Source organism: Streptomyces gelaticus, from assembly GCF_014649535.1.
Lineage (GTDB): Bacteria > Actinomycetota > Actinomycetes > Streptomycetales > Streptomycetaceae > Streptomyces > Streptomyces gelaticus.
Genome location: NZ_BMTF01000006.1, coordinates 251,534 through 278,318, shown reverse-complemented (window position 1 = coordinate 278,318; position 26,785 = coordinate 251,534). Strand labels below are relative to the sequence as shown.

Annotated in this window: 25 protein-coding genes; 6 read left to right on the top strand and 19 right to left on the bottom strand. The window is 71.5% G+C overall.

Annotation, left to right across the window (positions count from 1 at the left end; translation table 11 throughout):
• Positions 1-268: 268 nt before the first annotated feature.
• From cobT to IE107_RS11810, 6 genes are all read right to left on the bottom strand, one after another.
• Complete coding sequence (gene cobT / locus IE107_RS11835; protein WP_189543686.1) at positions 269-3,976, bottom strand: nicotinate-nucleotide--dimethylbenzimidazole phosphoribosyltransferase; 3,708 nt, start codon at positions 3,974-3,976, stop codon at positions 269-271.
• A 333-nt stretch (positions 3,977-4,309) separates the two neighbouring features.
• The gene (gene cbiE, locus IE107_RS11830) at positions 4,310-5,548 is read right to left on the bottom strand and encodes a precorrin-6y C5,15-methyltransferase (decarboxylating) subunit CbiE (RefSeq protein WP_189543685.1); all 1,239 of its coding nucleotides are present in this window, start codon (positions 5,546-5,548) and stop codon (positions 4,310-4,312) included.
• Between the two features lie 107 nt (positions 5,549-5,655).
• Positions 5,656-6,303 (bottom strand): GNAT family N-acetyltransferase, encoded by a 648-nt coding sequence (locus tag IE107_RS11825; RefSeq protein ID WP_189543684.1) that lies wholly within the window; start codon positions 6,301-6,303, stop codon positions 5,656-5,658.
• 141 nt (positions 6,304-6,444) lie between these two features.
• Positions 6,445-7,311 carry a MetQ/NlpA family ABC transporter substrate-binding protein gene (locus IE107_RS11820; RefSeq protein WP_189543683.1) on the bottom strand — a complete coding sequence of 289 codons (867 nt, stop codon included), beginning with the start codon at positions 7,309-7,311 and terminating at the stop codon, positions 6,445-6,447.
• Between the two features lie 73 nt (positions 7,312-7,384).
• Positions 7,385-8,056 carry a methionine ABC transporter permease gene (locus IE107_RS11815; RefSeq protein WP_189543682.1) on the bottom strand — a complete coding sequence of 224 codons (672 nt, stop codon included), beginning with the start codon at positions 8,054-8,056 and terminating at the stop codon, positions 7,385-7,387.
• Positions 8,053-9,111, bottom strand: coding sequence for a methionine ABC transporter ATP-binding protein (locus tag IE107_RS11810; protein ID WP_189543681.1), 1,059 nt, complete (start codon positions 9,109-9,111; stop codon positions 8,053-8,055). The genes IE107_RS11815 and IE107_RS11810 overlap by 4 nt, the downstream gene beginning before the upstream one ends.
• A gap of 598 nt (positions 9,112-9,709) precedes the next feature.
• Between IE107_RS11810 and IE107_RS11805 the strand changes: the two genes are divergently transcribed.
• A complete protein-coding gene (locus IE107_RS11805; protein ID WP_189543680.1) occupies positions 9,710-10,069 on the top strand; it encodes a hypothetical protein in 360 nt (119 codons plus the stop codon).
• A 2-nt stretch (positions 10,070-10,071) separates the two neighbouring features.
• A complete protein-coding gene (locus IE107_RS11800) occupies positions 10,072-10,509 on the top strand; it encodes a hypothetical protein (RefSeq protein WP_189543679.1) in 438 nt (145 codons plus the stop codon).
• Between the two features lie 82 nt (positions 10,510-10,591).
• Here the strand turns inward: IE107_RS11800 and IE107_RS11795 are convergent, their stop codons facing one another.
• From IE107_RS11795 to IE107_RS11785, 3 genes are all read right to left on the bottom strand, one after another.
• On the bottom strand, positions 10,592-11,095 hold the full coding sequence (locus IE107_RS11795; RefSeq protein WP_189543678.1) for a GNAT family N-acetyltransferase: 504 nt from the start codon (positions 11,093-11,095) through the stop codon (positions 10,592-10,594).
• A gap of 36 nt (positions 11,096-11,131) precedes the next feature.
• Positions 11,132-11,710, bottom strand: coding sequence for a sigma-70 family RNA polymerase sigma factor (locus tag IE107_RS11790; RefSeq protein WP_189543677.1), 579 nt, complete (start codon positions 11,708-11,710; stop codon positions 11,132-11,134).
• Positions 11,711-11,804: 94 nt separating this feature from the next.
• Positions 11,805-12,977 carry a glycerophosphodiester phosphodiesterase gene (locus tag IE107_RS11785; protein ID WP_189543676.1) on the bottom strand — a complete coding sequence of 391 codons (1,173 nt, stop codon included), beginning with the start codon at positions 12,975-12,977 and terminating at the stop codon, positions 11,805-11,807.
• A gap of 234 nt (positions 12,978-13,211) precedes the next feature.
• Between IE107_RS11785 and IE107_RS11780 the strand changes: the two genes are divergently transcribed.
• Positions 13,212-13,883 carry a lysophospholipid acyltransferase family protein gene (locus IE107_RS11780; protein ID WP_124718788.1) on the top strand — a complete coding sequence of 224 codons (672 nt, stop codon included), beginning with the start codon at positions 13,212-13,214 and terminating at the stop codon, positions 13,881-13,883.
• Positions 13,884-13,975: 92 nt separating this feature from the next.
• On the opposite strand, the gene IE107_RS11775 is transcribed toward IE107_RS11780, so the two are convergent.
• Both IE107_RS11775 and IE107_RS11770 read right to left on the bottom strand, forming a co-directional pair.
• The gene (locus IE107_RS11775; protein ID WP_189543675.1) at positions 13,976-15,520 is read right to left on the bottom strand and encodes an MFS transporter; all 1,545 of its coding nucleotides are present in this window, start codon (positions 15,518-15,520) and stop codon (positions 13,976-13,978) included.
• Positions 15,517-16,068: a TetR/AcrR family transcriptional regulator gene (locus IE107_RS11770; RefSeq protein ID WP_189543674.1), complete on the bottom strand. Its 552-nt coding sequence runs from the start codon at positions 16,066-16,068 to the stop codon at positions 15,517-15,519. Before IE107_RS11770 ends, IE107_RS11775 begins: the two co-directional genes overlap by 4 nt.
• A gap of 83 nt (positions 16,069-16,151) precedes the next feature.
• Between IE107_RS11770 and IE107_RS11765 the strand changes: the two genes are divergently transcribed.
• Positions 16,152-16,685, top strand: a complete 534-nt coding sequence (locus IE107_RS11765) for an HAD domain-containing protein (RefSeq protein ID WP_189543673.1) — start codon at positions 16,152-16,154, stop codon at positions 16,683-16,685.
• On the opposite strand, the gene IE107_RS11760 is transcribed toward IE107_RS11765, so the two are convergent.
• From IE107_RS11760 to argH, 3 genes are all read right to left on the bottom strand, one after another.
• Positions 16,675-17,574 carry a sigma-70 family RNA polymerase sigma factor gene (locus IE107_RS11760; RefSeq protein ID WP_189543672.1) on the bottom strand — a complete coding sequence of 300 codons (900 nt, stop codon included), beginning with the start codon at positions 17,572-17,574 and terminating at the stop codon, positions 16,675-16,677. The two genes, IE107_RS11765 and IE107_RS11760, sit on opposite strands and share 11 nt — an antisense overlap.
• Before the next feature lie 84 nt (positions 17,575-17,658).
• Positions 17,659-18,630 carry an aldo/keto reductase gene (locus IE107_RS11755; RefSeq protein ID WP_189543671.1) on the bottom strand — a complete coding sequence of 324 codons (972 nt, stop codon included), beginning with the start codon at positions 18,628-18,630 and terminating at the stop codon, positions 17,659-17,661.
• 113 nt (positions 18,631-18,743) lie between these two features.
• On the bottom strand, positions 18,744-20,177 hold the full coding sequence (gene argH / locus IE107_RS11750) for an argininosuccinate lyase (RefSeq protein ID WP_189543670.1): 1,434 nt from the start codon (positions 20,175-20,177) through the stop codon (positions 18,744-18,746).
• Positions 20,178-20,461: 284 nt separating this feature from the next.
• On the opposite strand from argH, the gene IE107_RS11745 reads away from it, so the two are divergent.
• Together IE107_RS11745 and IE107_RS11740 are read left to right on the top strand one after the other, a co-directional pair.
• Entirely contained in the window at positions 20,462-21,070 is a 609-nt protein-coding gene (locus IE107_RS11745; protein WP_189543669.1) for a pyridoxamine 5'-phosphate oxidase family protein, read from the top strand.
• A gap of 56 nt (positions 21,071-21,126) precedes the next feature.
• Positions 21,127-21,828 carry a L,D-transpeptidase family protein gene (locus IE107_RS11740; protein ID WP_189543668.1) on the top strand — a complete coding sequence of 234 codons (702 nt, stop codon included), beginning with the start codon at positions 21,127-21,129 and terminating at the stop codon, positions 21,826-21,828.
• 24 nt (positions 21,829-21,852) lie between these two features.
• On the opposite strand, the gene IE107_RS11735 is transcribed toward IE107_RS11740, so the two are convergent.
• The 5 genes from IE107_RS11735 to argC are packed head-to-tail and all read right to left on the bottom strand — an operon-like array spanning position 21,853 to position 26,683.
• On the bottom strand, positions 21,853-22,389 hold the full coding sequence (locus tag IE107_RS11735; protein ID WP_072484461.1) for an arginine repressor: 537 nt from the start codon (positions 22,387-22,389) through the stop codon (positions 21,853-21,855).
• A gap of 10 nt (positions 22,390-22,399) precedes the next feature.
• The gene (locus IE107_RS11730; protein ID WP_189543667.1) at positions 22,400-23,596 is read right to left on the bottom strand and encodes an acetylornithine transaminase; all 1,197 of its coding nucleotides are present in this window, start codon (positions 23,594-23,596) and stop codon (positions 22,400-22,402) included.
• Entirely contained in the window at positions 23,593-24,507 is a 915-nt protein-coding gene (argB, locus tag IE107_RS11725) for an acetylglutamate kinase (RefSeq protein WP_189543666.1), read from the bottom strand. Before argB ends, IE107_RS11730 begins: the two co-directional genes overlap by 4 nt.
• Positions 24,504-25,658: a bifunctional glutamate N-acetyltransferase/amino-acid acetyltransferase ArgJ gene (gene argJ, locus IE107_RS11720; RefSeq protein WP_189543665.1), complete on the bottom strand. Its 1,155-nt coding sequence runs from the start codon at positions 25,656-25,658 to the stop codon at positions 24,504-24,506. The genes argB and argJ overlap by 4 nt, the downstream gene beginning before the upstream one ends.
• Positions 25,655-26,683, bottom strand: a complete 1,029-nt coding sequence (gene argC, locus IE107_RS11715) for an N-acetyl-gamma-glutamyl-phosphate reductase (RefSeq protein ID WP_189543664.1) — start codon at positions 26,681-26,683, stop codon at positions 25,655-25,657. The genes argJ and argC overlap by 4 nt, the downstream gene beginning before the upstream one ends.
• Positions 26,684-26,785: the final 102 nt, after the last annotated feature.

Sequence of the window (26,785 nt, the reverse complement as noted above, 5' to 3'; positions counted from 1 at the left end):
GATGCGGGATGCGGGCCACTGCGGCGATGGAGCGGCTGTGACGTGCGGCTTTGTGGGGTGCGGGTCCACGATACGGGGTGCGTCAGGGGGGTGTGGCGGGCCGGTGGAGCGGCTGGAGGCCGCCGGGCGGGGCCGGGACCGGGCCGGAACCGTGGCTCGGCCCGGACCGGGCGCCCGGGGCGCCGGTCCGGGCCGAGGATGGCCGGGCACCGCTTCTCGGTGACGTGCCGCTCGCCGGCGACGACGCCCGTGTACTTCCCGGTGACGTCTACTTCTCGGTGACGCCCGCCGAGTCGAAGGTCGCCACTTCGTGCATCGCGCGCGCCGCGCTCTGCACGATCGGGAGCGCCAGCAGTGCGCCCGTTCCCTCGCCGAGGCGGAGGTCGAGGTCGACCAGCGGGCGCAGGCCCAGCTTGTTGAGCGCGGCCACATGGCCGGGCTCGGCGCTGCGGTGGCCGGCGATGCAGGCGGCCAGGGCCTCGGGAGCGATCGCCCGCGCGACCAGGGCCGCGGCGCCCGCGCTCACGCCGTCGAGGATGACCGGCGTACGGAGCGAGGCGCCGCCCAGCAGGAATCCGGCCATGGCGGCGTGCTCCAGGCCGCCGACCGCTGCCAGGACACCGATCGGGTCGGCCGGGTCGGGCTGGTGGAATTCGAGGGCGCGGCGGACCACGTCCACCTTGCGGGCGTGCATCTCGTCGTTGATGCCGGTGCCCCGACCGGTCACCTCGGCCGGGTCCATGCCCGTGTACACACAGATCAATGCGGCCGACGCCGTGGTGTTGGCGATTCCCATCTCGCCGATGAGCAGGCCCTTGTTGCCTGCCGCGACCAGGTCGCGGGCGGTCTCGATGCCGACCTCGACCGCCGCGAGCACCTCTTCGCGGGTGAGCGCGGGGCCGGTGGTGAAGTCGGCCGTTCCGGCGCGCACCTTGCGGGGCAGCAGGCCGGGCGTCGCGGGCAGTTCCATGGCAACGCCGACGTCGACCACGCACACCTCGGCGCCGACCTGGGCCGCGAAGGCGTTGCAGACCGCGCCGCCGCCGAGGAAGTTGGCGACCATCTGGCCGGTGACCTCCTGCGGCCAGGCCGTGACGCCCTGGGCGTGCACCCCGTGGTCGCCCGCGAAGATCGCGACGGCCGCGGGCTCCGGGATCGGCGGCGGGCACATCCGGGAGAGCCCGGACAGCTGGGCCGAGATGATCTCCAGCATGCCGAGCGCACCGGCCGGCTTGGTCATCCGCTTCTGGCGTTCCCATGCCTCGCCGAGCGCCTTGGCGTCGAGCGGGCGGATGTTGGAGATGGTCTCCTGGAGCAGGTCGTGCGGCTCCTCGCCGGGCAGGGCGCGACGGCCGTACGTCTCCTCGTGGACGACCCAGGACAGCGGGCGGCGCTTGGACCAGCCCGCCTGCATCAGCTCGGGCTCCTCGGGGAACTCGTCGACGTAGCCGACACACAGGTAGGCGACGACTTCGAGGTGCTCGGGCAGACCCAGGGCGCGGACCATCTCGCGCTCGTCGAAGAAGCTGACCCAGCCGACCCCGAGGCCCTCGGCGCGTGCGGCGAGCCAGAGGTTCTCGACGGCGAGCGCGGAGGAGTACGGGGCCATCTGCGGCTGGGTGTGCCGGCCGAGGGTGTGCCGGCCACCACGGGTGGGGTCGGCGGTGACGACGATGTTCACCGGGGTGTCGAGGATGGCCTCGATCTTCAGTTCCTTGAACTGCTTGGCCCGGCCCTTGGGCAGCGACTTGGCGTAGGCGTCGCGCTGACGCTGTGCAAGTTCGTGCATGGAGCGACGGGTCTCCGCGGAGCGGATGACGACGAAGTCCCAGGGCTGCGAATGGCCGACGCTGGGTGCCGTGTGCGCGGCTTCGAGGACGCGGAGCAGGACCTCGTGCGGGATGGGGTCGCTGCGGAAGCCGTTGCGGATGTCGCGGCGCTCACGCATGACGCGGAGCACCGCCTCGCGCTCGGCGTCGTCGTAGCCGGGGGCCGGCGGTCCGGCGGGAGCCGCGGCCTCATCGGCCTCGGACGCCTCGTCGGCCTCGGACGCCACGGGGGCCTCCGCTTCAGCGGCTTCCGGCTCGGGCGCCCGGGCCGCATCGGCGGGCTCCTGGGGCCGGGCCTCGGGCTGTACGGATTCCACCTGCGCGGTCTCCGGGGCCTGCGTCGCCATGGCCGCCACTGCGGGCTCCGCGAGGGGGACGGCTTCCACGGTGTCCGCGGAGGCCGTGATGTCCGGGGTCTCGATGACCTCCGGGCCCTGTTCGGCCTCCGGCTCGGGCACCGTCAGGGCCTCGGCCCCGGAGGCAGGAACGGGGGCGGGTGCGACCGCGGAGGCCTCGGCGGGCACGACGTTCTCGACCGGGTCGTCCTTCACGACAGCTTCGGTGGCCTCGGCGTTCACAACGGGCCGGGCGTTCACAACGGGCTCGGCGGCCTCGACGACCTCGGCGCTCGCGACGGGCTCGACCGGCTCGGCATGCGCCACCGGCTCGGCATGCGCGACGGGCTCGGCATGCGCGGTGGGCTCGGCATGCGCGGTGGGCTCGACGGCGCCCCCGGCCTCCGCAATCTCCGGCTGAGGAACCTGCACGGGCTCCATCGCGATCGGCACGCGCTCGGCTTCGGGCGTGGACGCCACCTCGGGCGTGAACGCCACCTCAGGCATGGACGCCGCCTCAGGCATGGACGCCACCTCGGGCGTGGACGCCGCCTCAGGCGTGGACGCAACCTCGGGCATGGACGCAACCTCAGGCGCGGGCGCCACCTCAGGCGCGGGCGCCACCTCAGGCGCGGGCGCCACCTCGGCGGTCTGCTCCGCGACAGGCGTCGGGGCCAGGTGCGGAGTCGTCGGCACCGACCCCTCCACGGGCACGAACTGGCCCATGGGTACGGCCTCCGCGGTGTCCTGCGGCGCGATCGCTTCGGCGGGCGCCCCGGCATCGGCGGAGGCCGCGGTGGAGATTTCGGCTTCGACCGGGCCTTCGGCAGAGACTTCGGCGGGCGTGCCGGCCGCGGCCGGCAGCGGCTCGGCGGCCGGAGCAGCAGCCGCCTCCGGTTCCGCGACCGGAGCGGCCTGAACCGGCTGGGCCGCCTGCGCCGCCTCGGCGACCGGCTCCGAACCGGCCTGTCCCGCGACGACCGGCTCCGCGGCCACCGGGGCGGCCTCCGGCTGCGGTGGCTGCGCCCCCCACGGGCTGCCGCCCTGCGGCAGGATCTCCCCGAGCTGCGGGCCCGGCAGCGCGGACGCGTCCTCGGTCGGCATCTCGAAGTACTCCGGGCCGGCGGTCGGCGGACCGGCATGCCGTACGGGGACCTGGGGCCGGGCCTGGGGCGCGCCTGCGGGTCCGCGGTCGGCGAGCGAACGCACCACTCCGCCGGTCGGCGTCCCTCCGTAGGTCGGCGAACCGTCGGCGGCGACCGGGCCGCGGTGCAGCGGACGGCGCACCGGCGCCTGCGGCTGTGCCTGGGCCGCCGGGGCGGGGGCCGGAGCAGGCGACGGAATGCGTACGCCGCTCAGGTCGACCGAACCGGAGTCGCGGCCGCCGGACTCATGGGTCCCCTGGGTCTCGGGCAGCGGCTCCGCCACCGCCCGCTGGGCCGCGTACACGTCGGCGGTCTGTGCCTGGACAGGCTCCTGCACCTGGACCTGGACGGGGCCCTGGGGCTGCGCGGGGGTCTCGCCGGCCGGCTGGGCATGGGGCTGTGCCACGGGCGGGGCCTGATGGGCGCCCTGTCCCGGCAGCGGTGCCTGGGCGGCGGCACCCTCGGGGTACTGGCCCGGGGCCGGTACGGCCTGCGGGTCGCTCCAGGCGCCCTGCGGGCTCGGCATCAGGAGGAGGTCGTCGTCCTCGGAGACATGCTCGGAAGGAGCGAGGTAGGCGTAGGCATCCGGGGCGGCGACGCCCGGCTGCTCCGCCGTGCCTGCGTTCTCCGGCAGTCCCTCGCCCGGGATCTGGCCGGTGTCACTCATGCGTACCCCTCGCCCATCGTCAGTGCTCCTTCGGCCCTTCGCCCGGGACGCCCGGACACGGCACGCCCGCGCTCGTCAACAAGAACGAGCGGGCTCGCCGCGCGGCACGAATCGGTCGCGGACATACTGCATTCTCGCGGCCGTTCGCCGCCGCGGCAGCTCATTTCGCCACGGCCCGCTGTGGACTGCGCCACGTCGCGCGTCCCCCGGTTCTGCCGTACCACAACGGGGACCAAAACGGTCCCCTTTTCCGGACATTGACGAACGAAGCGACGAAGGCCCAGGCGCGGTGCAACGATCGGTCAGCCTACCTCCCGCTGTACGCCGTCCGGGTCACGGGGCGAGGTCGGAACGCAGCGCCGAGAGGAGGAACGCGACCGATCGTTCGCGCTCCGACCACGCGGCCGTGTCCAGTTCGACGGACTGGAGGAGCGAACACCGGACGGTGTATCCGTTCGCGCCGAGGGCGGCGCCGAGCGCCTCCGCCTCGTCCCGTGTCGAGGCATGGGTGACGATGCGTTCCGGCCGCCGTTCGGTGACGGCAGTGGCGACGGGGACCCCGCCGCCCCCGATCCGTACGACATCGGGTTCCGGCAGCCGTTCCAGCACATGCGGGGCCCGGCCCTCGACAACCTGGAGCTGGACCCCGAACGCCCGCGCCGCCGCCGCGGTACGCGCGCAGGCGGCCGGGTCGCTGTCGACGGCCAGGACCGCCGCGCCGAAGCGGGCGGCCTCCACCGACAGGGCTCCGCTGCCGGAGCCGATGTCCCAGAGGAGGTCGCCGGTCCGGGGACCCAGGTGGGCCAGTTGGGCGGCGCGGAGTCCCGGGGACTCGCCTTCGCCGCTGTCCTGTCCGCCCTCGGCGCCGCCGCCCGGGTAGGCGTCCGCGGGCAGTGCCCAGCCGCGTACGCCACGGGGGTAGGCGGGGTGACGGCCGGCGATCCAGGCGCCGGCGGCCTGCGGTTCGGGACCGCCGCCGATGACGATGACCACGTTGGGGTCGCGCCAGACGTGGTCGGCCGCCTTGTCGGAGGTGACGACGGTGACCCGTTCCCTGGCGGTGCCGAGTTCCTCGCAGATGACGAAGGTGCGGTGGACGCCTTCGAGGAGCAGGGCGAGTTCGGCGGGGCCCGCGCCGGGCGAGGTGAGGACGGCGACCTTGTGGTGGGCGCGGCAGACATTGACGGCGCGGCGCAGGGTGCGGGGGTGGGCGACGACGGTCTGGGCGTCCTCCCACGGCATTCCGGCGCGGGCGAACGCGGCGGCGACCGAGGACACCGCGGGGACGACCTCGACCTCCAGGCCGTGTTCGGGTGCGCGGAGGTTGCGTACGACGCCGAAGAAACCGGGGTCCCCGTCGGCGAGGACCACGGCGCTGCCCCGGTGGCCGGCGATCCGGCGGGCGGCCAGGTCGATGGAGCCCAGGCGGATCCGTTCGGCGTGCGCCGGGACTTCGGGGAGTGCGAGGTGGTGGGCGGCTCCGGCGACGAGCGTGGCGGCCGAGAGGGCGGCCGTGGCCGCTCCGGTCAGTGGCGAGCCGTCCCAGCCGATCACGGTGACCCGATCGGCCATCTGTCGTCAGTCTCCTGGAGTCGTCGCAGGTGGGGATGGAGGTGAGGTGGGGCAGGGTGAGAGTACCCGGTCCGTACCGGCAGGGCGTCAGGGCCCCTTCGAGGCGGTCAGTTCCAGTCGTTGTAGGCGCCGTAGCCGCCCGCGTCGGCGAGCTGCTCGGCGACGCCCTCGAGGTCCTCGGGCAGCAGGCCCCAGACGATCAGGTCGGTCCTGATGTCGGTCCAGCCGCCGTCCGTGCCGTTCTCGGTCCGGGTGCGCGCTATGCGGGCGTTGCGCAGGACGCCCTCGCTGATGCAGCCGAGCTTCTGGGCGACCTGCTGGGAGGCGGTGTTGTCGGCGGCGGTGCGCAGTTCGAGGCGTTCGAAGCCCTGGTCGCGGAAGAGCCACTGGGCCACGGCCAGCACGGACTCGGTGGCGTAGCCCTCGCCGCGGGCCCAGGGAGCGGTGATGTAGGCGGCCTCGGTGGAGAGGGTGCGCCAGTCGGTGTTGCGGAGCCGGACCGAGCCGACGAGCCGCTGGGTGAGGAATTCGGTGACGGCGAGGGCGATGCCGTCACCGCTGGTGCGCTGGGCGGGTGCGATCCTGCGGACCCAGCGTTCGGCGTCGACCTGGGTGTAGGGGTGGGGCGCTTCGGTCCAGGCGGTGACGAGTTCGTCGTTCATCATCTCGATGTACGCGGGGACGTCCGCCATGTCGAAGGGGCGCAGCACCAACCGATCCGTGCTGATGGAGATGTCCGGAAAGGTGGAAGTCATGCGCAGCTCCATACCGAAGACCGTTAAAGGCACAGCATGCAGCATCGGCCCGATGTCGCGCATGGGCGGGTCCGCACGACGGAGCCCCGCGCCCCCACTGAACGGGGGCGCGGGGCTCCTCGGACAAATGCCGTACGGGTGTCAGGACTTGGCGGCGGTGCCGAAGGCCGGGACGACGGATCCCTGGTAGGTGTCCTCGAGGAACTTCTTGACCTCGTCGGAGTGCAGGAGCTTCACGAGCTTCTGGACGCGGGGGTCCTGCTCGTTGCCCTTCTTCACGGCGACGATGTTGGCGTAGGGGTTGCCGTCGGCCTTTTCGAGCACGAGGGCGTCCTTGGCGGGCTTGAGGCCGGCCTCGATCGCGTAGTTGCCGTTGATGACGGCGGCGTCGACGTCGTTCAGGGCGCGGGGCACGGTGGCGGCCTCCAGCTCCTTGAACTCCAGGCCCTTCTTGTCGGTGATGTCGCTCAGCTTGGCGCTGGTGCCGACGCCGTCCTTGAGGGTGATGAGGCCGTTCTCGGCGAGGAGCTGGAGGGCGCGGCCCTCGTTGGTGGTGTCGTTGGGGACGGCGACGGTCTGCCCGGCCTTGATGCCCTTGAGGTCCTTGACCTTCCTGGAGTACAGGCCGAGGGGCTCCAGGTGGACGGTGCCGACGGAGACGAGGTGGGTGTTCTTCTTCTTGTTGAAGTCGTCGAGGTAGGGCTGGTGCTGGAAGAAGTTGGCGTCTACCTGGCCGGTCTCGGTGGCGGTGTTCGGCAGGACATAGTCCGTGAACTCCTTGACCTCCAGCTTGAGGCCCGCCTTCTCGGCCAGGTTCTTCTTGACGAAGTCCAGGATGTCGGCGTGCGGTGTCGGGGACGCGGCGACGACGAGCGCCTTGGAGGTGTCGGCCTTGGCACCGGTCTCGCTCTTGGCGCCCGGGTCGGACGAGGTGCCGCAGGCGGTGAGGCCGAGGGCGATGGCGGCGGTGGCGGCGGCAGCCGCGGCGATCTTGATGTTCTTACGCACGAAAAGTGCCTCTTTCTGGTGGTGAGTGGTGCACCCGGACAAGGAGTTCGGGCTTGTGAGCGGAGAGGAGGTCTCAGGAGGCGGTGCGGCCCCGGCGGGCGAGCAGGCGTACGGCCAGGTCGCCGATCAGCTGGACCGCGGTCACGATGACGATCAGCACCGCGACGGTGATGAGCATGAACTGATTGTCGAAGCGCTGGAATCCGTAGGTGACGGCCTTGGAGCCGAGTCCTTCGCCGCCGACCGCGCCGGCCATCGCGGAGTAGCCGATGAGCACGATGACGGTGGTGGTGACGCCCGAGACGACCGAGGGCAGCGCCTGCGGCAGCAGGACCTTGCGGACGATCGTCGGGATGGAGCCGCCCATCGACTGGACTGCCTCGACGAGTCCGTGGTCGACCTCGCGGACGGCGGTCTCGACGAGCCGGGCGAAGAACGGGATGGCTCCGACGGAGAGCGGGACGATCATCGCGGTCGGGCCGATGAAGGTGCCGACGACCCAGGTGGTGAAGGGGATCAGGGCGATGAGCAGGATGATGAACGGCAGCGAGCGGCCGATGTTCACGATCACGCCGATGACCTTGTTCACCGGGGTGTTCTGGAGCAGTCCGCCCTTGTCGGTGAGGACCAGCAGAACGCCGAGCGGCAGTCCGACGAGCACGGTGACGACGGTGGACCAGAGCACCATGTAGAGGGTGTCGATGGTCCCCTGGGTGAGCAGCGGCTGCATTTCGGACCAGGTCACTTCGCCACCTCCTTGGTGAGCGGGGCGGGGGTCTGTACGGGGACGGCGGGGACGTCCGCCACCACCTCGGCCTGGAGGCCCTGCTCGCGCAGGAAGCCGATCGGGACGACGTTCTCCTCGAAGCGGCCGGGCAGTTCGATGCGCATCCGGCCGATCTGCTTGCCGCCGACGGTGTCCATCGCGGCGCCCAGGATCGAGATGTCGATGTTGTAGGTGCGCGAGAGCTGCGAGATCACCGGCCGGCCGGCCGCGTCGCCGTGGAAGGTGACGTCGACGACCGTGCACTCGGGGCCGGAGGCCGTACCGCCGACGGGGAACAGTTCGTGGGCCAGCTCGGAACCGGGGGTGGCGAGCAGTTCGCCGACGGTGCCGGACTCGACGACGCGCCCCTTCTGCATCAGCGCGGCGGAGTCGCAGATCGTCTTGACGACGTCCATCTCGTGTGTGATGAGCAGGACGGTCAGGCCGAGCTGCTGGTTGAGGTCGCGCAACAGCTGGAGGATGGAGCGGGTGGTCTCGGGGTCGAGGGCCGAGGTCGCCTCGTCGGAGAGCAGCACCTTGGGGTCGCCGGCCAGGGCGCGGGCGATGCCGACGCGCTGTTTCTGGCCGCCGGAGAGCTGGCCGGGGTAGGCCCTGGCCTTGTCGGCGAGGCCGACCAGGCCGAGGAGTTCGAGGGCCTTGCGGGAGCGGTCCCGGCCGGAGACACCGAGGATCTCCAGCGGGAGTTCGATGTTGGCCTGGACGGTGCGGGAGGCCAGCAGGTTGAAGTGCTGGAAGACCATGCCGATGCGGCTGCGTGCCTCGCGCAGTTCCTGGCCGGCCCGGCGGCCGCGTCCGGCGAGTGAGGTGAGGTCCTGGCCGGCCACGGTGACGGTGCCGGAGGTGGGGCGTTCCAGGAGGTTGATGCAGCGGATCAGGGAGGACTTGCCGGCGCCGCTCTGTCCGATGACGCCGTACACCTCGCCCTCGCGGACGTGCAGGTCGACGCCGTCCAGGGCGGTGACCTCCCGGCCGCGCGACTGGTAGACCTTCGTGAGGCCCGAAGTGGTGATCACAGGGTTTCCGTCACTGTCGAGTGCGCGGCGCGGTGTCCGCCGGGCACGGGGCATTCGTCTGATGAGACTGATTCGGACGTTTTGATCGGACGTTCCGAGCGGGGTCCCGGCACGGCTCGGGGCGGCGGGCGGCCGGACGGCGGTGCCGGGGAGGGCTCGTTCCGCTGGGTGCGGACGGCCGGGCTCGGTCTCGCTTCGGGGCGCGAGGAGCGGGGGGCCCTCAGAAGGTGCGCATTCGACACATACAACGAGCACCGGGCGTCGTGATCGCCTCGGTCGCAAGGATGCGGCTGCTCGTCGTGGTCATGTCCCAAGTAAAACAGACATAACCTTCCGCCCGACCCGCCTGTCCGAATAGCGGACAGACGTGGACGGTGGCGCGCTCCGGCTCGACTGTTCGCCGCACTCTCTGCTCCCACAGCTGTGACCTGCATCGATACACGGAACAGGGCGTCGATGACCGTATCCGCGACCGGTCCGGCGCAGCCCTGGGCTGTGGCCAAGGCCACGGTCCTCTCGCCGGCCCCCGTCCGGCCCGGGGTCCGGTGCGACCGGGGGCGCACACAGGGGACCGATCGCTCCGTAATACCCTCGGCTCATGCTTGACGCCCTGACGATCGCGGTCGCCGTGACCGCGCTCGCCCTCGCCGCCTGGTGCGGATTCGCCGCCTACCGCGACCAGCCGACCAAGGACTGGCACTTCATCGGAATGGCCGTGGTCTCGCTGCTGGCGCTGGCCCAGCTGGTGGTGGGCATCGTGCAGCTGTCCCGGGGCGAACGGCCCGAGCAGGGCATGACGATCTTCATCGCCTATCTCATCGGGGCCTTCCTGGCGGTCCCCGCGGCCGGTTTCCTCTCGCTGACCGAGCGGACCCGGTGGGGTTCGGTGACGGTGGCGGCGGGCGCCGTCGTGCTGGCCGTCCTCGAAGTACGGCTCTACGACATCTGGGGAAACTGACCGTGACCGACACCGAACGCACTCCCGCGGCGGCCACCGGCGAGAAGCAGCCCTTCGACCTCGGCACGGGGCCCGGCCGCGTACTGGTCTGGTTCTACGGGGTGTTCACCGTCGCGGCCGCCTCCCGCTCGATCGTCCAGATGATCCTGGACTTCGACAGGGCGCCGCTCGCCTACGTGCTGTCGGCCGTCGCCGCGCTCGTATACGGGTTCATCACGTACTCGCTGGTGCGCGGGGGCGAGAAGGCGCGCCGGACCGCGCTGGTGTGCTGCGCCGCCGAGCTGCTGGGCGTGCTGGTCGTCGGGGCCTGGACGATGGCGGAGCCCTCGGCGTTCGCGGACGCCACCGTCTGGTCCGACTTCGGCATGGGGTACCTGTTCATCCCGGTGATCCTGCCGGTCACCGGGATGATGTGGCTGCGCCGGGCGAAACAGAACTAGGGCCTGTCCGACCCTGGTCCGCCTTGCGATCGCACGCACCGGACCCCGCTCCCTGATCCGGCCCGATCCGAACGAAAAACCCCTAGGCGCTGGCCACGTACGCGGGCTTGGCGGCGTCCTTCTCCAGCAGGATCATCAGGACGCCGTCCCGGCCGGTCTCGTTGCCCACGGGGGCGTAGCCAGCCCGTCGGTAGAGCCGCAGATTGCTCTCGCTGCGATGACCGGTGTGCAGCCGGAACCGGGTGGCCGACCGCTCCTCGGCGAGTCCCGACTCCGCCGCCCGCAGCAACCGGGCACCGAGTCCGTGGCCCTGGAGCCGGGGGTGGACGCAGAGCCTGCCGATCTCCCCCGTGCCGTCCGCGCCGACGGCTCCCCGGACCGAGCCCACGACCTCGTCACCCAGGCGCGCGACGAACACCAGGTTGGTGGCGATCTCGGCGTGCAGCGAGTCGAGGGTCTGGACCAGCGGGTCGATCCGGTAGTTCCCGTACAGCTCCGCCTCGCTCTGGAAGCAGAGGTACTGGAGTTTCAAGATCTGTTCGGCGTCCTGTGCCGTCGCCGTCGAGATGATCACGCTCATGCCCATCCGCGCATGCCTCCGCCCACCTGATCCACCGGTTGTCTAACGCTCCTTTTCCCGCAGTTCAGGAGCAGCAACCTCCGCCGCGAGCATTCTGCGCAGACATCCAAGGCAACGGGAACGGATCGGGCCCAAACTCCCCTGTGACATACCCAACTTCCCTGCGATTTCCCGGTAGGTCGGATCGCTGGGCGCGAGCATCGCCGCCAGCAGCCGGGCGCACCGGCCGGGCAGCCGGTCCACCGCCGCGCGCAGCACCCGGCGTTCGTCGGCGCCGAGGGCGAGCCGCTCGGGGCAGCCGGCCGGGTCCGCGGCGGTGTCGTCGCGGTAGGGACGTTCGTGCCGGACGGTACGGCGGGCCCTGCGGGCCTCTCCGCGTACGGCCTCGCGTACCCAGCGGGCCGGGTCCACCGGCGGGCCCTCCCCCGCGAGCCGCTCCAGCAGCCGCAGCCAGACGGCCTGTTCGAGATCGGCCGGTTCGACCGCCGCCCCCGTCGCCGAGGCGGCCGCCTCCGCCATGGCCTCGGCGCTCACCAGCGGATGCAGGGCGCGGACCAGGGAGGCGGACGCCGAAGCGGAAGTGCGGGCGGGAACTGCGGGAGCAAGATCGAGAAGCGTCATGTCCCGGCCGACGCGCCCGCGCCCGCGGCCGGTTGCCGTGCCGGGCGAGCATCACCCGACCGGGGCACGCCCCGGCCGGGTGCTGACGCGGTTGTCACTTCGCGGCGAAGTCCGCCGCGGCGAGCAGGGCCGTGTCCGGGTTGTCGGAGAAGACGCCGTCGATGCCCGTCGCGAAGTACGCCTGGAACGCGCCGAACGCGTCGCCGTAGGCGTTGGGGTCCGTCCCGCGCCGGAAGTCGGCGGGCAGGAAGGTGTTCTCGTTGCGCATGGTGTAGGGGTGCAGGACCAGGCCCTGGGCGTGCGCGTCCTCGACCAGCGTGGTCGGTGCGGTGAGCCGCCCGGAGGCGTCCTTGGGGATGACCAGGTCCAGGGTGGGGCCGATGCCCTGGGCGAAGGAGGCCATCCACTTCAGTCCCTCGGGCTTCACCAGGTCCGCCACGGTGCGCGGGTCACCGGACGTCACGAAGTCCCAGGGGCGCGATGCCGCGCCCGAGAGCAGGACGACGCGTGGGGTCGCGACGAGCCGGGCCAGCCGCTGGATGCTGCTGGGCTCGAAGGACTGGAGGATGAGCGGCGAGTGCTGACGGTTCCGGTTGTAGCGGCGCAGCAGCTTGGCCAGCGGCTCTTCGAGGCCGAGACCGAGACCGCGGAAGTAGGTGGGGTGCTTGGTCTCGACGTACAGCCAGACGGGCTTTGAGCGCCTGCGGCCCTCGCGGTCGGCCCAGCGCAGCACCTCCTCGAAGGTGGGGATCTCCCAGCGGCCGTCGTAGAGCGTGTTCTTCTGCCGGGTGCCGGGGATGCGCTCCTTGGCGCGCAGTGTCTTCAGTTCGGCGAGGGTGAAGTCCTCGGTGAACCAGCCGGTGAGCAGGACGCCGTCGACCTTCTTCGTGGTCCTGCGGCTCGCGAACTCGGGGTGGGCGGAGACATCGGTGGTGGCGGTGATGTCGTTCTCGTGACGGCACACCAGGTGGCCGTCCTTGGTCGGCACCAGGTCCTGCTCGACGATGTGCGCGCCCATGTCGAGGGCCAGCTGGTAGGAGCCGAGGGTGTGCTCGGGCCGGTAGCCGCTGGCGCCGCGGTGCCCGATGACGGTGGGCACCGGCAGGTCGAGGCGGAAGCCGTGGCCGCCGCGGTGTCCCGGGGTGTTCGACGCGGTGCCGGCGGCGGCCGGACCGCCGGCCAGTCCGAGGGCGGCCGTGCCCAGTACGGCGGCTCCCGCTCCCAGCATGGTTCTGCGGCCGGGACCGGCCTGCGCGCGCTCAGTCATGAATGCTCCTCGCGTGTGATGTCTGGCACCTGTCGGGCGGGGCCCGAGCGTAGGCAGCGGTACCGTCTTGGAGGCAGCTCCTGGACGAACATGGCGGAAACTCATGTCAACGCCGCGTATCCGCTCCGTGAACCCGATGTGCGATCAGCGAGTAACCGCGAGTATCGTCCTCACCTGCATGGACCGTCTCGATCCCGCTCCTCGGCCGGCCCGGCCACTACACCGGAGGAACCGTTGTCCCGACACGCACTCATCAAGGCAGTGCTCGGACCGATCTTGCGCCTGATGTTCCGCCCCCAGGTGGAGGGTGTGGAGAACATCCCCGGGGACGGTCCGGTGATTCTCGCGGGCAACCATCTGACGTTCATCGACTCGATGATCATGCCGATCTGCTGCGACCGGCCGGTGTTCTACATCGGCAAGGACGAGTATGTGACGGGCAAGGGGCTCAAGGGCCGGGCGATGGCCTGGTTCTTCACCGGCTGCGGCATGATCCCGGTGGACCGGGACGGCGGCCGCGGCGGTGTCGCGGCGCTGATGACGGGCCGTCGGGTGCTGGAGGAGGGCAAGGCGTTCGCCATCTACCCCGAGGGCACCCGCTCCCCCGACGGCCGCCTGTACCGGGGCCGTACCGGCATCGCCCGGCTGACGCTGATGACGGGCGCGCCGGTGGTGCCGTTCGCGATGATCGGCACGGACAAGCTGCAGCCCGGCGGGGCCGGCCTGCCCCGTCCCGGCAAGGTGACGGTCCGTTTCGGCGAGCCGATGGAGTTCTCCCGTTACGAGGGCATGGACCGCGACCGCTATGTGCTGCGGGCGGTGACCGACTCCGTGATGGCCGAGGTGATGCGGCTGTCCGGTCAGGAGTACGTCGACATGTACGCCACGAAGGCCAAGGCCGCCTGAGCCCCGGGCGCGATGCGCCGACGGCAGGACGTGCACAAGGGCCCGTACCCCCGTTCTCTCGGTGGTACGGGCCCCTTCGCGTGTCCGGGCGGCTACTGGTGCACGATGCCGTCCTCCAGCTTCTGACCGCGCAGCAGGAACCAGGCGGCGACGGCCGTGGCCAGCAGGACCGCCGCGCCGACCCCCGCGGCGAGCCGCAGCCCTTCCACGAACGAGTCCTGCGCCGCGGTGAGCAGCGCGTGTGCCTGCTGGGCCGGCAGGCCGTGGGTCGCCTCGACCGCGCCGCCCAGCGATTCGTGCGCCGCGGCGGCGTTGGCCGGCGGGGTGCCCGCGGGCGATTCGAAGGTCTGGTAGGCGCCGGTGACGATGGAGCCGAGCAGGGCGATGCCGAGGGCCGCGCCGAGTTCGTACGCCGTCTCGGAGACCGCGCCGGCGGAACCCGCCTGCTCCTGCGGGACGCTGGAGAGGATCACGTCGGAGGTGACGGTGAAGGCGAAGCCCGCACCCGTTCCGACGACGAGCAGCACCGCGCCGATCAGCGGGTAGGCGGTCTCCCCGTGGATCAGGGTGACCGCGGCGAGCGCCAGGCCGATCGCCCCGAGACCGCCGGTCACCACCGAACGCACCGAGAAGCGTCGGGCCGCCCGGCCCGCGAGCAGACCCGCGACGACCGCACCGACGGCCGCGGGAAGTTCGGCGAGGCCGGCCTCCAGCGGGCCGCGCCCCTGCACCAGTTGGAGGAACTGGGAGAGGAAGAAGACCATGCCGGACAGGCCGAGGATGGTCAGCAGGTCGGCGAGGACCGCGCCCGAGAAACCCCGGTGGTGGAAGAGCCGCATGTCCAGCAGGGGTGCGGGCAGCGTGAGTTGCCTGCGTACGAACCAGCAGAGTGCGACCACGCCGCCGAGGCCCGCGAGGACGGTCCCCGAGCTCGGGCCGTGCGACGCCAGCTCCTTGATGGCGTACACGACGCCGATCATGCCGATGAAGGAGAGCGCCACGCTGACCAGGTCCCACGGGCCCGGGGCAGGGTTCCTGGATTCGGGGATCATCCTGGCGCCGACCACCACCAGGATCGCCATCACCGGCAGGTTGATCAGGAAGACCGAGCCCCACCAGAAGTGCTCCAGCAGCAGTCCGCCGACCACGGGGCCGACGGCCGCGCCCGCCGAGGCCATCGCTCCCCAGATCCCGATGGCCAGACTGCGCTCGCGCGGGTCGTGGAAGAGGTTGCGGATCAGGGCGAGCGTGGACGGCATGAGGGTGGCGCCCGCGACACCGAGCAGTGCCCGCGCCAGGATCATCATCTCGGGGGTGTGTGCGTAGGCGTTGAGCACCGAGACCGCGCCGAACGCCGTCGCACCGCACAGCAGCAGCTTCTTGCGGCCGATGCGGTCGCCGAGGCTGCCCATGGAGACCAGGAGTCCGGCGATGACGAAGGAGTAGACGTCGCCGATCCACAGGAGCTGGGTACCTGTCGGTTCGAGGTCCTCGGTGAGGAACGGGGTCGCCAGGCCGAGGACGGTGGCGTCGATCGCCACGAGCAGCACGGCGAGGACGAGCACGGCCAGGGCGAGCCAACGCCCTGGACGGCGCAGCTCGTTCGGGGTTTCCACCTGCTGTGCGATACGGCTCATTGCTCCACGCTCCGGCGTGCACCGCCGAGCAGCAGCTCGACGATCATGTACTTGAAGTCCTGGCTTGCGACCCGGCCGTCCTGGACGGCCCAGGCGGCGGAGGAGATGAGCCCGTAGAGGGCTTCGGTCAGCCAGGCGGGGGTGAGGTCGATCCGGAATTCGCCGCGCTCCTGGCCGCGCCTGAAGAAGGCGGAGACCCGGGCGTCGAGGCGGTTCCAGCCCTCGTTCACCTCTTCGCCCTCGAAGAGCTGGTTCTCGGTGACGAGGAAGGAAAGCAGCCCGGCGCTCGGCTCGACGGCCGCGACGAGGCGGCGCAGCGCGTCCTGCGCGGAGCCCTCGTCGAGCGCGGCGGCGTCCAGCGCCGCTTCGACCTCCTGGATGCCCAGGTTCTCCAACGCTCTGACCAGGGCGTCCCGTCCGGCGAAGTGCCGGTGCAGGGTGGCGCGCCCGATGCCTGCGGCTCTGGCGACCTCGTCCATGGTGGCGGTCGATTTGCGGGTCAGCAGAGCGGCGGCGCTGCGCAGCACCTGCTCACGGTCGAGACTCATGAGACAAGCGTAAACCATATGAGACAACAATGTCTCAACGAAAAGGCGTGCCCGCCCCCTCGGCGAGGGAGGACCATGGCGCCATGAAGCCGCTGCTGCTGATCGACATCGACGGTCCGCTCAATCCCTACGAGGCGCTCGCGCAACCGCGGCCACCGGATGGATATGCGAAGCATCTGACGCGGCCGACGGGGTGGGACTACGGCCCGCCGCTCCCCGTCCTGCTGAACCCGGAGCACGGCAGGGCGCTGCTGGCCCTGGCCGATCGGTACGAGCTGGTCTGGGCGACGACCTGGAAGGACGAGGCGAACGTCTGGATCGGGCCGCGGCTCGGGCTGCCCCCGCTGCCGTACATCGACTGGCCCTCGATGCACGGCAGCGCGCCGGACGGCACGTACTGGAAGACGCAGTACGTCGTGGAGTACGCGACCGGCCGGCCGTTCGCCTGGGTCGACGACGAGATAGCCGAGCAGGACCAGGAGTGGGTTCTCGGCCAGGGGGCCACCGAGGCGCTGCTCCGCCGGATCGACCCCGGGGCCGGGCTGCTGCCGTCCGACTTCGCGGCGCTCGCGGCGTGGGCGGACGGTTCCCCGCGGGGCGGGCCCGTCAGTCGTTGAGGACCGTCAGGTCGAGGCCGGGCAGGCGGGCCGGGTCGCCGATCACGGACATCTCGACGACCCTGTCCCGGACGACCGTGAAGACCATGACCGAGAACCGCCGGCCCTCGCGCGTCGCGATGACGGCCGGTTCCCCGTCGACCAGTGCGTGCTGCGCCGACCGCGCGAACGGCGCGAACATCATCGCCTGACGGGCCACGGCCTCGGCGCCCCGCACCAGGGCCGGGGCACCGACCCCGTCGACGCCGATGTCGGACCGCACCACCACGTCCGGATCGAGCACGGCCACCAGGGCCTCGAAGTCGCCGTCGCGGGCGGCGGCCAGGAAGGCGGCGACGACCTCGCGCTTGCGGGCGAGAGAGGGGTCCGGGGCCGGCTCCACGCCCTGCACCCGGCGCCGCGCCCGGCTGGCGAGCTGCCGGGTCGCGGCCGGGGTACGGTCCACGACCCCGGCGATCTCGTCGAAGGGGACGGCGAACATGTCGTGCAGCACGAAGGCGAGCCGCTCGGCGGGTTCGAGCGTTTCGAGCACGACGAGCATCGCGATCCCCACCGAGTCGGCCATCAGCGCCTGCTGCTCGGGGTCGGCACCCGGCCCGTCGCCGAGGTCCGGGCCCGAGGCGTGCTCCTCGGGCACCCCGGTGCCCAGGGGCTCCTCGCGGCGGGAGCGGCGGGAGCGGAGCATGTCCAGGCACACCCGCCCGACCACCGTCGTCAGCCAGCCGCCCAGGTTCTCGATCGCCCGGTCGTCGGAACGGCTGAGCCGGATCCAGGCCTCCTGGACGGCGTCCTCCGCCTCGCTCGCCGAGCCGAGCATCCGGTAGGCCACGGCCTTCAGCTGATTCCGGTTCTCCTCGAAGCGCTCCGCCAGGAACTCATGTCCGTCCACAGTCACATTCCTCCGTCGTGTTCCGTCACAGCACTGACGCGCGGAACGCCGCCGATGTGACGGGCCGGCCCCGGCGGTCTGCGGTCAGCTCCAGCGCAGCCCGGCGCGGTGCCGCCAGTACGCCTCGGGCTCCTCCACCAGCGCGTCGAGCCGGGCGCGCCGCTCCTCGTCGAGGTCGACGACCGGGGCGTGCAGATTTCCGGCGAGCTGGTCGACGGTCGCCGCACCGGAGAGCACCACCCCGGCCCAGGGCTGGTGCAGCACGAACGCCAGGGCCACCGCGTCGCTGCCGAGGCCGGCGTCGGCGGCGATCTCCTGGATCACGGCGGGGGCCTCCGTGCCGGCGAGCCGCCCGTTGGCCATGGCTTCCTTGACGATCACGGTGAGGCCGGCGGCGTGGGCCTCGGCGAGCGCCGTCCCGGCCGAGGTCTCCAGGGCGTTGTACGTGGCCTGGACCGTGCGGAAGAGCGGCTCGCCGTCGACGGTGACGGCGAGGGCGGCCCGGATCGCGTCGGCCTGGGCGGGGCCGGTGGTCGAGAGACCGATGCTGACCCCTTCCGCGGCGAACGCGGCCAGCCGGGCGTGCAGCTCCTTGTCGGTGAGGGCCGGGCTGTCGGCGGTGACCGAGTGGATCTGGTAGAGGTCGAGGCGGTCGCCGAGCAGGGCGTGGGTCTCGGCCCGCTGGCGCAGGAACGTGGCGAGGCTGTGGTCCTTGACCTCGTGCGCCTCGGCGTCGACTTTCCAGTCGGCGGTGTAGGTGTAGCCCCATTTGCTGCCGATGACGACATCGTCCGCCTCGGGGTGCGCCGTCAGCCAGCTGGACAGGAACTCCTCCGAACGGCCGTAGGAACGGGCCGCGTCGAAGTAGCGGACGCCCTGCGCGTAGGCGGCGTCGAGCAGCTCGTGGGTGCGGTCGCGCATCGCCTCGACGCTGCGGTCGGCGGGCAGATCGCGGTCGCGGTGGAGGTTGATGTAGCCGGGCCTGCCGACCGCCGCCAGGCCGAGCCCGATGTGGGCGGTCGGTGTGGTCGCTGTGGCCAGCCGGGCGAAAGGCATCGTCGGGCTCCTCGTGGGTCGGGTGCGCTCACCGTCAACGTAACCCAGCTCACCGAAACCGGAAGGCGGGGAGCGTACGACCGCTCCCCGCCCCGATGCCGTCCCCGCCCTGTTCAGTTCTTCGCGGTGGCCCAGCTCTGCTGGGCGGCGAGATCGGCCTTCACCTCGGCCAGCTGGACGGCCACGGCCGACGGGGCCGTACCGCCGCGGCCGCTGCGGGAGGCGAGTGCCCCGGGCACGTCGAGGACCGTGCGGACCTCGGGGGTGAGGTGCCCGGAGATCTTGGCGAACTGCTCGTCGGTCAGCTCGTCGAGCTCGATGCCGTGCTGCTCGCACTCCTTGACGCACTCACCGGCGACCTCGTGGGCGACGCGGAAGGGCACGCCCTGCTTGACCAGCCACTCGGCGATGTCGGTGGCGAGCGAGAAGCCGGCCGGGGCCAGCTCCTGCATCCGCTCGCGGTTGACGGTGAGGGTGGCCATCATGCCGGTGAAGGCGGGCAGCAGGACCTCCAGCTGGTCGCAGGAGTCGAAGACCGGCTCCTTGTCCTCCTGGAGGTCACGGTTGTACGCGAGCGGGAGCGCCTTCAGCGTGGCCATCAGGCCGGTCAGGTTGCCGATCAGACGGCCGGACTTGCCGCGGGCCAGCTCGGCGATGTCCGGGTTCTTCTTCTGCGGCATGATCGAGGAGCCGGTGGAGAAGGCGTCGTGCAGGGTGACGAAGGAGAACTCCTTCGTGTTCCAGATGATGACCTCCTCCGCGATCCGGGAGAGGTTCACACCGATCATCGCGGTGATGAAGGCGAACTCGGCGACGAAGTCGCGGGAGGCCGTTCCGTCGATGGAGTTACCGACGGACCCGTGCTCGAAGCCGAGGTCGGCGGCGACCGCCTCCGGGTCGAGGCCGAGGGACGACCCGGCCAGGGCGCCGGAGCCGTACGGCGAGACGGCGGTCCGCTCGTCCCACTGGCGCAGCCGCTCGGCGTCTCTGGACAGGGACTGGGCATGGGCCAGGACATGGTGGGCGAAGAGCACCGGCTGGGCGTGCTGCAGATGCGTACGGCCGGGCATCGCGACGTCCGGGTGCGCCTCGGCGAGGCCGACCAGCGCGCCCTGCAGTTCGGCGATCAGGCCGCCGATGATCCGGGCGTGGTCACGCAGGTACATCCGGAAGAGCGTGGCGATCTGGTCGTTGCGGGACCGGCCGGCCCGCAGCTTGCCGCCGAGGTCGGGGCCGAGGCGCTCCAGCAGTCCGCGCTCCAGCGCGGTGTGGACGTCCTCGTCGGCGACGGTGCCGGTGAAGGAGCCGTCGGCGACATCGGCTTCGAGCTGGTCGAGACCGGCGAGCATGCGGCTCAGCTCGTCCTCGGTGAGCAGGCTCGCCTTGTTCAGCACGCGCGCGTGGGCACGGGAACCGGCGATGTCGTACGGCGCGAGCCGCCAGTCGAAGTGGACGGAGGCGGACAGCTTGGCCAGCGCCTCGGCCGGACCGTCGGCGAAGCGGGCGCCCCAGAGGCGTACGTCGCTGTTGCCGTTGCCGTTGCTCACTGCGTGCTCCTCGGGAAGAACAGGGTGGTGTGTGCGGCCGCCTCCCCGCGTGGAGGGCCGGGGAGGCGGAGACGTAACTGCTGGGGGACGGGCGAGGTCACGCTTCCCGGACTCCCGCCCGGTCGCGCGTCTCTCCGCTCACGGTGCGATCACCGATAGGCATAACTATGCAGACCAATGCATGTTTTGTCAAAGCCGCGACCGTCGCCCCGCACCCCCGAAGAGGCATCCCGCCAGGTGAAACCACCTGGCCACCAACGGAGTTGGCGCCGACAATGACCCCCATGGGGAAAACACATGAACGGATCGACGGACGGATCAGGACCTTCATCGAAGAGCAGCGCATCTTCTTCACCGCGACGGCGCCCCTGGGCGGCGAGGGCACGGTCAACCTCTCCCCCAAGGGGGTCAGCGGTTCGTTCGCCGTGCTCGACGAGCTGACCGTGGCCTACCTGGACTTCGCCGGCAGCCACGCCGAGACCGTCGCCCACCTCCGTGAGAACGGTCGGATCACGCTGATGTGGTGCGCCTTCCAGGGGCCGCCGAACATCGTGCGGATCCACGGCCGCGGCGAGCCGGTCTTCCGTGACGATCCGCGGTTCGGCGCGCTGCTGGCCCGCTTCCCGGACGTGGACCCCGGGCTCCACGGGCTGCGCGCGGTCATCGTGGTACGGGCCGAACTGATCCGGGACTCCTGCGGCTACGGGGTGCCGTTCATGTCGTACGACGAGGACCGGCCGCTGCACGCCCAGCGCTTCGCCCGCGAGGACGACGCCTCGCTCGGTGCGTACTTCGAGAAGAAGGAGCACATCGCGACGAGCATCGACGGGCTTCCGGGGCTGCCGCTCCCGCTGCCGGCCATGCCCCGGTCCGGCCCGGCGGAACGTCTTTGAGCCGTACGGAGCAGAACCACGGGCGGCGGCCGGGCACAGGGCCTACCGTCCGGGGCATGCGCAGATCTCTGGTGGCCTTCTCGGTACTGCTCGCGCTGGCGGGCTCGGTCGCGGCCCGGCCCGCCGCCGCGCCGCCGCTCCCCCAGCGGATGGCCGACACCGGCGGCGGCACTCAGCTGATCACGGCCGAGGCCCCGGCCGCGGGCTCCACCACGGGCACCGTCACCTGGTGGAATCTGCGCCGGGGGGTCTGGGTGAAGGGCGGATCGACGTCCGCCCGATTCGGTGCGAACGGCCTGGCCGAGGGGGCCTCGCGCACACAGGGCACCAACACCACGCCGACCGGCCTGTACGACCTGCCGTACGCCTTCGGGATCAAGCCCGCACCGGCCGGCACCGTCCATCCGTACCGCCGGGTCAACGACCGGTCGTGGTGGTGCCAGGACAACGCGGCGCGGGACTACAACCGCTGGGTGGAGCCTCGGCCCCGGGACTGCCGGGCGGGCGAGGCGGAGCATCTGATCGCGTATCCGACGCAGTACGCCCGCGCGCTCCTCATCGGGTTCAACTACGAACGACCGGTGCGCGGCCGTGGCGCGGGCATCTTCCTCCACGTCAACGGGCGTGGCGCGACCGCCGGTTGCGTCTCCGTACCGGCGGCCGCGATGGACCGGATCCTCGACTGGGTGGACCCGGTCCGCCGTCCGCACATCGCGATCGGGACCCGCTCGGGCCCGACCGCGATCACGCGCTACTGACGAAAGCCTGCGGCACCGGCCCGCTCAGCGCTCGTTCTGGGCCAGTCGCAGCAGATGATCGGCGAGCGCCTGACCGCCCGCCGGGTCACGGCTGATCAGCATCAGCGTGTCGTCACCCGCGATGGTGCCGAGGATGTCGTGCAGTTCGGCCTGGTCGATGGCCGAGGCGAGGAACTGTGCCGCTCCCGGAGGGGTGCGCAGCACCACGAGGTTGGCCGATGCCTCCGCGGAGATGAGCAGTTCGGCGGAGAGCCGCCGCATCCGCTCCTCCTTCGCCGACCCGCCCAGGGGTGCCTGCGGGGTGCGGAAGCCGCCCTCGCTGGGCACCGCGTAGATCAGCTCGCCGCCGGTGTTGCGGATCTTCACCGCACCCAGCTCGTCCAGGTCGCGGGAGAGCGTCGCCTGGGTGACGCTCAGCCCGTCGTCGGCGAGGAGCTTGGCCAGCTGGCTCTGCGAGCGCACCGGCTGCCGGTTCAGGATGTCCACGATCCGGCGGTGGCGTGCGGTGCGGGTCTGCGGCACGGACGGCCCGCCGTACTCGGTTTCCTGCGCCTCGGTCATCGTCGTCGCCTCATTCTCCGGATCGTCCGTCCCCTTGTGCCGCGTCGAGAGCGCCGGGCAGTGCCTGGAGCAACGCGTCCACTTCCGCGTCGCCGATGATCAGCGGCGGCATGAGCCGCAGAACATCGGGGGCGGGTGCGTTCACCAGGATTCCGGCGCTCTGAGCCGCCTGCTGCGCCTGGGGCGCGAGCGGCTCGGTGAGCACGATACCCAGCAGCAGTCCGGAGCCGCGGACATGGGATACCAGCGGATGGCCGAGATCCTCCACACCCTCCCGGATCCGCTCGCCGAGCCGCTTGACCCGGGCCAGGACGCCGTCGGCGGCCAGGGTGTCCAGAACGGCGAGCCCGGCGGCGCAGGCGACCGGGTTGCCGCCGAAGGTCGTGCCGTGCTGACCCGGCTTCAGCAGTTCGGCCGCCGGGCCGAAGGCCACGGTCGCGCCGATCGGCAGTCCGCCGCCCAGGCCCTTGGCGAGGGTGACGACATCGGGCTCGATGCCCTGGTGGGCCTGGTGCTCGAACCACTGGCCGCAGCGGCCGATGCCGGTCTGCACCTCGTCGAGCACCAGCAGGGTGCCGGTGGCGCGGGTGATCTCCCGGGCGGCCTCCAGATACCCGGCGGGCGGTACGACCACACCGTTCTCACCCTGGACCGGCTCGATGATCACCAGCGCGGTGTCGGTGGTGACGGCGGCCCGCAGCGCTTCCGCGTCGCCGTACGGGACGTGCGTGACGTCACCGGGCAGCGGGAGGAACGGGTCGCGCTTCGCGGGCTGGCCGGTCAGCGCGAGCGCGCCCATGGTCCGGCCGTGGAAGCCGCCGTCGGTGGCGACCATGTGGGTCCGCCCGGTCAGCCGGCCGATCTTGAAGGCGGCCTCGTTGGCCTCGGCGCCCGAGTTGGCGAAGTAGACGCGGCCGGTCCGGCCGAAGAGTTGGAGCAGCCGTTCGGCGAGGGCGACGGGCGGTTCGGCGACGAAGAGGTTGGAGACATGGCCGAGGGAGGCGATCTGGGTGGAGACGGCCTCGACGACAGCGGGGTGGGCGTGCCCCAGCGCGTTCACCGCGATCCCGCCGACGAAGTCGAGGTACTCGGTGCCGTCGGCGTCCCACACCCGGGCGCCCTCGCCTCGGACCAGGGACAGCTTCGGGGTCCCGTAGTTGTCCATCAGCGCCTGGCTCCAGCGCTGCGCGAGCTCCTGGTTGCTCATGACTCCCCCTGCGCGTCGGGCTGTGCGTCGGGCACGACCATCGTGCCGATTCCTTCGTCGGTGAAGATCTCCAGCAGGATCGAGTGCTGGACCCGGCCGTCGATCACGCGGGCGGTCTCGACGCCGTTGCGCACGGCGTGCAGGCAGCCCTGCATCTTCGGCACCATGCCGCTGGAGAGCTCCGGCAGCAGCTTCTCCAGCTCGGCCGCGGTGAGACGGCTGATCACGTCGTCGCTGTTGGGCCAGTCCTCGTAGAGCCCCTCGACGTCGGTGAGGACCATCAGCGTCTCGGCGTTCAGCGCGGCGGCGAGCGCCGCGGCCGCGGTGTCGGCGTTGACGTTGTAGACATGGTTGTCGTCGGCGGAGCGGGCGATGGAGGAGACCACCGGGATCCGGCCGTCGTCCAGCAGCGCCTGGATCGCCCCGGTGTCGATGGCGGTGATCTCGCCGACCCGGCCGATGTCGACGAGCTCGCCGTCGATGTTCGGCCGGTGCTGGGTGGCGGTGATGGTGTGGGCGTCCTCGCCGGTCATGCCGACGGCGAGCGGGCCGTGCTCGTTGAGCAGGCCGACGAGTTCGCGCTGGACCTGTCCGGCCAGCACCATCCGCACGACGTCCATCGCCTCGGGCGTGGTGACGCGCAGACCCGCCTTGAACTCGCTGACCAGGCCCTGCTTGTCGAGCTGGGCGCTGATCTGCGGGCCGCCGCCGTGCACCACGACGGGCTTGAGGCCGGCCTGGCGCAGAAAGACCACGTCCTGGGCGAAGGCCGCCTTCAGTTCGTCGTCGATCATGGCGTTGCCGCCGAACTTGATGACGACGGTCTTGCCGTTGTGCCGGGTCAGCCAGGGCAGTGCCTCGATGAGGATCTGCGCCTTCGGGAGTGCGGTGTGTTTCCGCGCCGCGCTCATGAGCTGTACGCGCTGTTCTCGTGGACGTAGTCCGCGGTCAGGTCGTTGGCCCAGATGACGGCGGACTCGGTGCCGGCCGCGAGGTCGGCGGTGATCCTGACCTCCCGGTAGCGCATGTCGACCAGGTCGCGGTCCTCGCCGACGCCGCCGTTCTTGCAGACCCAGATGCCGTTGATGGCGACGTTCAGCTGGTCGGGCTCGAAGGCGGCCTTCGTGGTGCCGATCGCGGAGAGGACCCGGCCCCAGTTGGGGTCCTCGCCGTGGATGGCGCACTTGAGGAGGTTGTTGCGGGCGATGGAACGGCCCACCTCGACGGCGTCGTCCTCGGTCGCGGCGCCCACGACCTCGATCCGGATGTCCTTCGAGGCGCCCTCGGCGTCGCCGATGAGCTGGCGGGCCAGGTCCGCGCAGACGGTCCGTACGGCCTCGGCGAACTCGCCCTGGTCCGGGGTGATTCCGCTCGCCCCGGAGGCCAGCAGCAGCACGGTGTCGTTGGTCGACATGCAGCCGTCGGAGTCGACCCGGTCGAAGGTGGTGCGGGTGGCGGCGCGCAGCGCGGAGTCGAGTCCGGCGGCGTCCACGTCGGCGTCGGTGCTGAGGACGACCAGCATGGTGGCGAGGCCCGGGGCGAGCATGCCCGCCCCCTTGGCCATGCCGCCCACGGTCCAGCCCTCGCCGCCCGCGACGGCGGTCTTGTGGACGGTGTCGGTGGTCATGATCGCGATGGCGGCCTTCTCGCCGCCGTGCTCGCTGAGGGCGGCGGCGGCCTGCTCGATGCCGGGCAGCAGCTTGTCCATCGGGAGCAGCGTGCCGATCAGCCCGGTCGACGCGACCGCGATCTCACCGGCGTTGTGGCCGGTTAGCACCTCGGCGGCCTTCTCGGCGGTGGCGTGGGTGTCCTGGAAGCCCTTCGGCCCCGTGCAGGCGTTGGCACCACCGGAGTTGAGGACGACGGCGGTGACCTCGCCGCCCTTGAGCACCTGCTCCGACCAGAGGACGGGGGCGGCCTTGACTCGGTTGGAGGTGAAGACGCCCGCGGCGGCGCGACGCGGACCGTGGTTGACCACGAGGGCCAGGTCCGGGTTACCGCTCTCCTTGATTCCCGCGGCGATGCCCGCCGCGGAGAACCCCTGTGCTGCCGTGACGCTCACGGTGCGACTCCGATCGTGGAAAGACCTGTGTCCTCGGGAAGTCCGAGGGCGATGTTCATGCTCTGCAGGGCGCCGCCGGCGGTGCCCTTGGCGAGGTTGTCGATGGCGCTGATCACGATGATCCGGCCCGCCGCCTCGTCGTGGGCGACCTGGATCTGTACGGCGTTGGAACCGTGGACGGATGCCGTGGCGGGCCACTGCCCCTCGGGGAGCAGTTCGACGAAGGGTTCGTCGGCGAACGCCTTCTCGTACACCTCACGGACGGACTGGGCGGTGACCCCGGGCCTGGCCTTCGCGCTGCAGGTGGCGAGGATCCCGCGCGGCATCGGCGCCAGGGTCGGCGTGAAGGAGACCGTGACCCGTTCCCCGGCCGCCGCGCTGAGGTTCTGGATCATCTCGGGGGTGTGCCGGTGGGCGCCGCCGACACCGTAGGGGGACATGTTGCCCATCACCTCGGAGCCGAGCAGGTGCGGCTTGGCCGCCTTGCCCGCCCCTGAGGTGCCGGACGCGGCGACGATCACGGCCTCCGGCTCGGCCAGCCGGGCCGCGTATGCCGGGAAGAGTGCGAGAGAGACGGCGGTCGGGTAGCAGCCGGGCACCGCGATCCGCTTGGAACCGGCGAGTGCCGCACGTGCGCCCGGCAGTTCGGGCAGACCGTAGGGCCAGGTGCCGGCATGCGGGGAACCGTAGAACTTCTCCCAGTCCGCCGCGTCCTTCAGCCGGAAGTCGGCACCCATGTCGACGACCAGCACCTCGTCACCGAGCTGCTCGGCCACGGCGGCGGACTGTCCGTGCGGAAGGGCGAGGAAGACGACGTCGTGCCCGGCGAGGACCTCGGGGGTGGTCGGCTGGAGCACCCGGTCGGCGAGCGGCCGCAGATGCGGTTGCAGCGCGCCGAGCTTCTGCCCGGCGTTGGAGTTGGCCGTGAGTGCCCCGATCTCGACCTGGGGGTGAACCAGCAGGAGGCGGAGCAGCTCCCCGCCGGCGTATCCACTCGCCCCTGCCACTGCTGCGCGTACCACCATCGAAAAACCTCCTCATCGATGGCATGACTATACGCATGCATGCACTTTTATGCAAAGCTTGCCGGGCGGTTCGGCGGTTGTCGTCGAGACTTGGCGCTTCAA

What these genes read in the sequence shown, in the direction of transcription:
- cobT (WP_189543686.1), bottom strand. Translation starts at nt 3,976, where the DNA reads ATGAGTGACACCGGCCAGATCCCGGGCGAGGGACTGCCGGAGAACGCA.
- cbiE (WP_189543685.1), bottom strand. Translation starts at nt 5,548, where the DNA reads ATGGCCGATCGGGTCACCGTGATCGGCTGGGACGGCTCGCCACTGACC.
- IE107_RS11825 (WP_189543684.1), bottom strand. Translation starts at nt 6,303, where the DNA reads ATGACTTCCACCTTTCCGGACATCTCCATCAGCACGGATCGGTTGGTG.
- IE107_RS11805 (WP_189543680.1), top strand. Translation starts at nt 9,710, where the DNA reads ATGCTTGACGCCCTGACGATCGCGGTCGCCGTGACCGCGCTCGCCCTC.
- IE107_RS11795 (WP_189543678.1), bottom strand. Translation starts at nt 11,095, where the DNA reads ATGGGCATGAGCGTGATCATCTCGACGGCGACGGCACAGGACGCCGAA.
- IE107_RS11790 (WP_189543677.1), bottom strand. Translation starts at nt 11,710, where the DNA reads ATGACGCTTCTCGATCTTGCTCCCGCAGTTCCCGCCCGCACTTCCGCT.
- IE107_RS11785 (WP_189543676.1), bottom strand. Translation starts at nt 12,977, where the DNA reads ATGACTGAGCGCGCGCAGGCCGGTCCCGGCCGCAGAACCATGCTGGGA.
- IE107_RS11775 (WP_189543675.1), bottom strand. Translation starts at nt 15,520, where the DNA reads ATGAGCCGTATCGCACAGCAGGTGGAAACCCCGAACGAGCTGCGCCGT.
- IE107_RS11770 (WP_189543674.1), bottom strand. Translation starts at nt 16,068, where the DNA reads ATGAGTCTCGACCGTGAGCAGGTGCTGCGCAGCGCCGCCGCTCTGCTG.
- IE107_RS11765 (WP_189543673.1), top strand. Translation starts at nt 16,152, where the DNA reads ATGAAGCCGCTGCTGCTGATCGACATCGACGGTCCGCTCAATCCCTAC.
- IE107_RS11755 (WP_189543671.1), bottom strand. Translation starts at nt 18,630, where the DNA reads ATGCCTTTCGCCCGGCTGGCCACAGCGACCACACCGACCGCCCACATC.
- IE107_RS11745 (WP_189543669.1), top strand. Translation starts at nt 20,462, where the DNA reads ATGGGGAAAACACATGAACGGATCGACGGACGGATCAGGACCTTCATC.
- IE107_RS11740 (WP_189543668.1), top strand. Translation starts at nt 21,127, where the DNA reads ATGCGCAGATCTCTGGTGGCCTTCTCGGTACTGCTCGCGCTGGCGGGC.
- IE107_RS11735 (WP_072484461.1), bottom strand. Translation starts at nt 22,389, where the DNA reads ATGACCGAGGCGCAGGAAACCGAGTACGGCGGGCCGTCCGTGCCGCAG.
- IE107_RS11730 (WP_189543667.1), bottom strand. Translation starts at nt 23,596, where the DNA reads ATGAGCAACCAGGAGCTCGCGCAGCGCTGGAGCCAGGCGCTGATGGAC.
- argB (WP_189543666.1), bottom strand. Translation starts at nt 24,507, where the DNA reads ATGAGCGCGGCGCGGAAACACACCGCACTCCCGAAGGCGCAGATCCTC.
- argC (WP_189543664.1), bottom strand. Translation starts at nt 26,683, where the DNA reads ATGGTGGTACGCGCAGCAGTGGCAGGGGCGAGTGGATACGCCGGCGGG.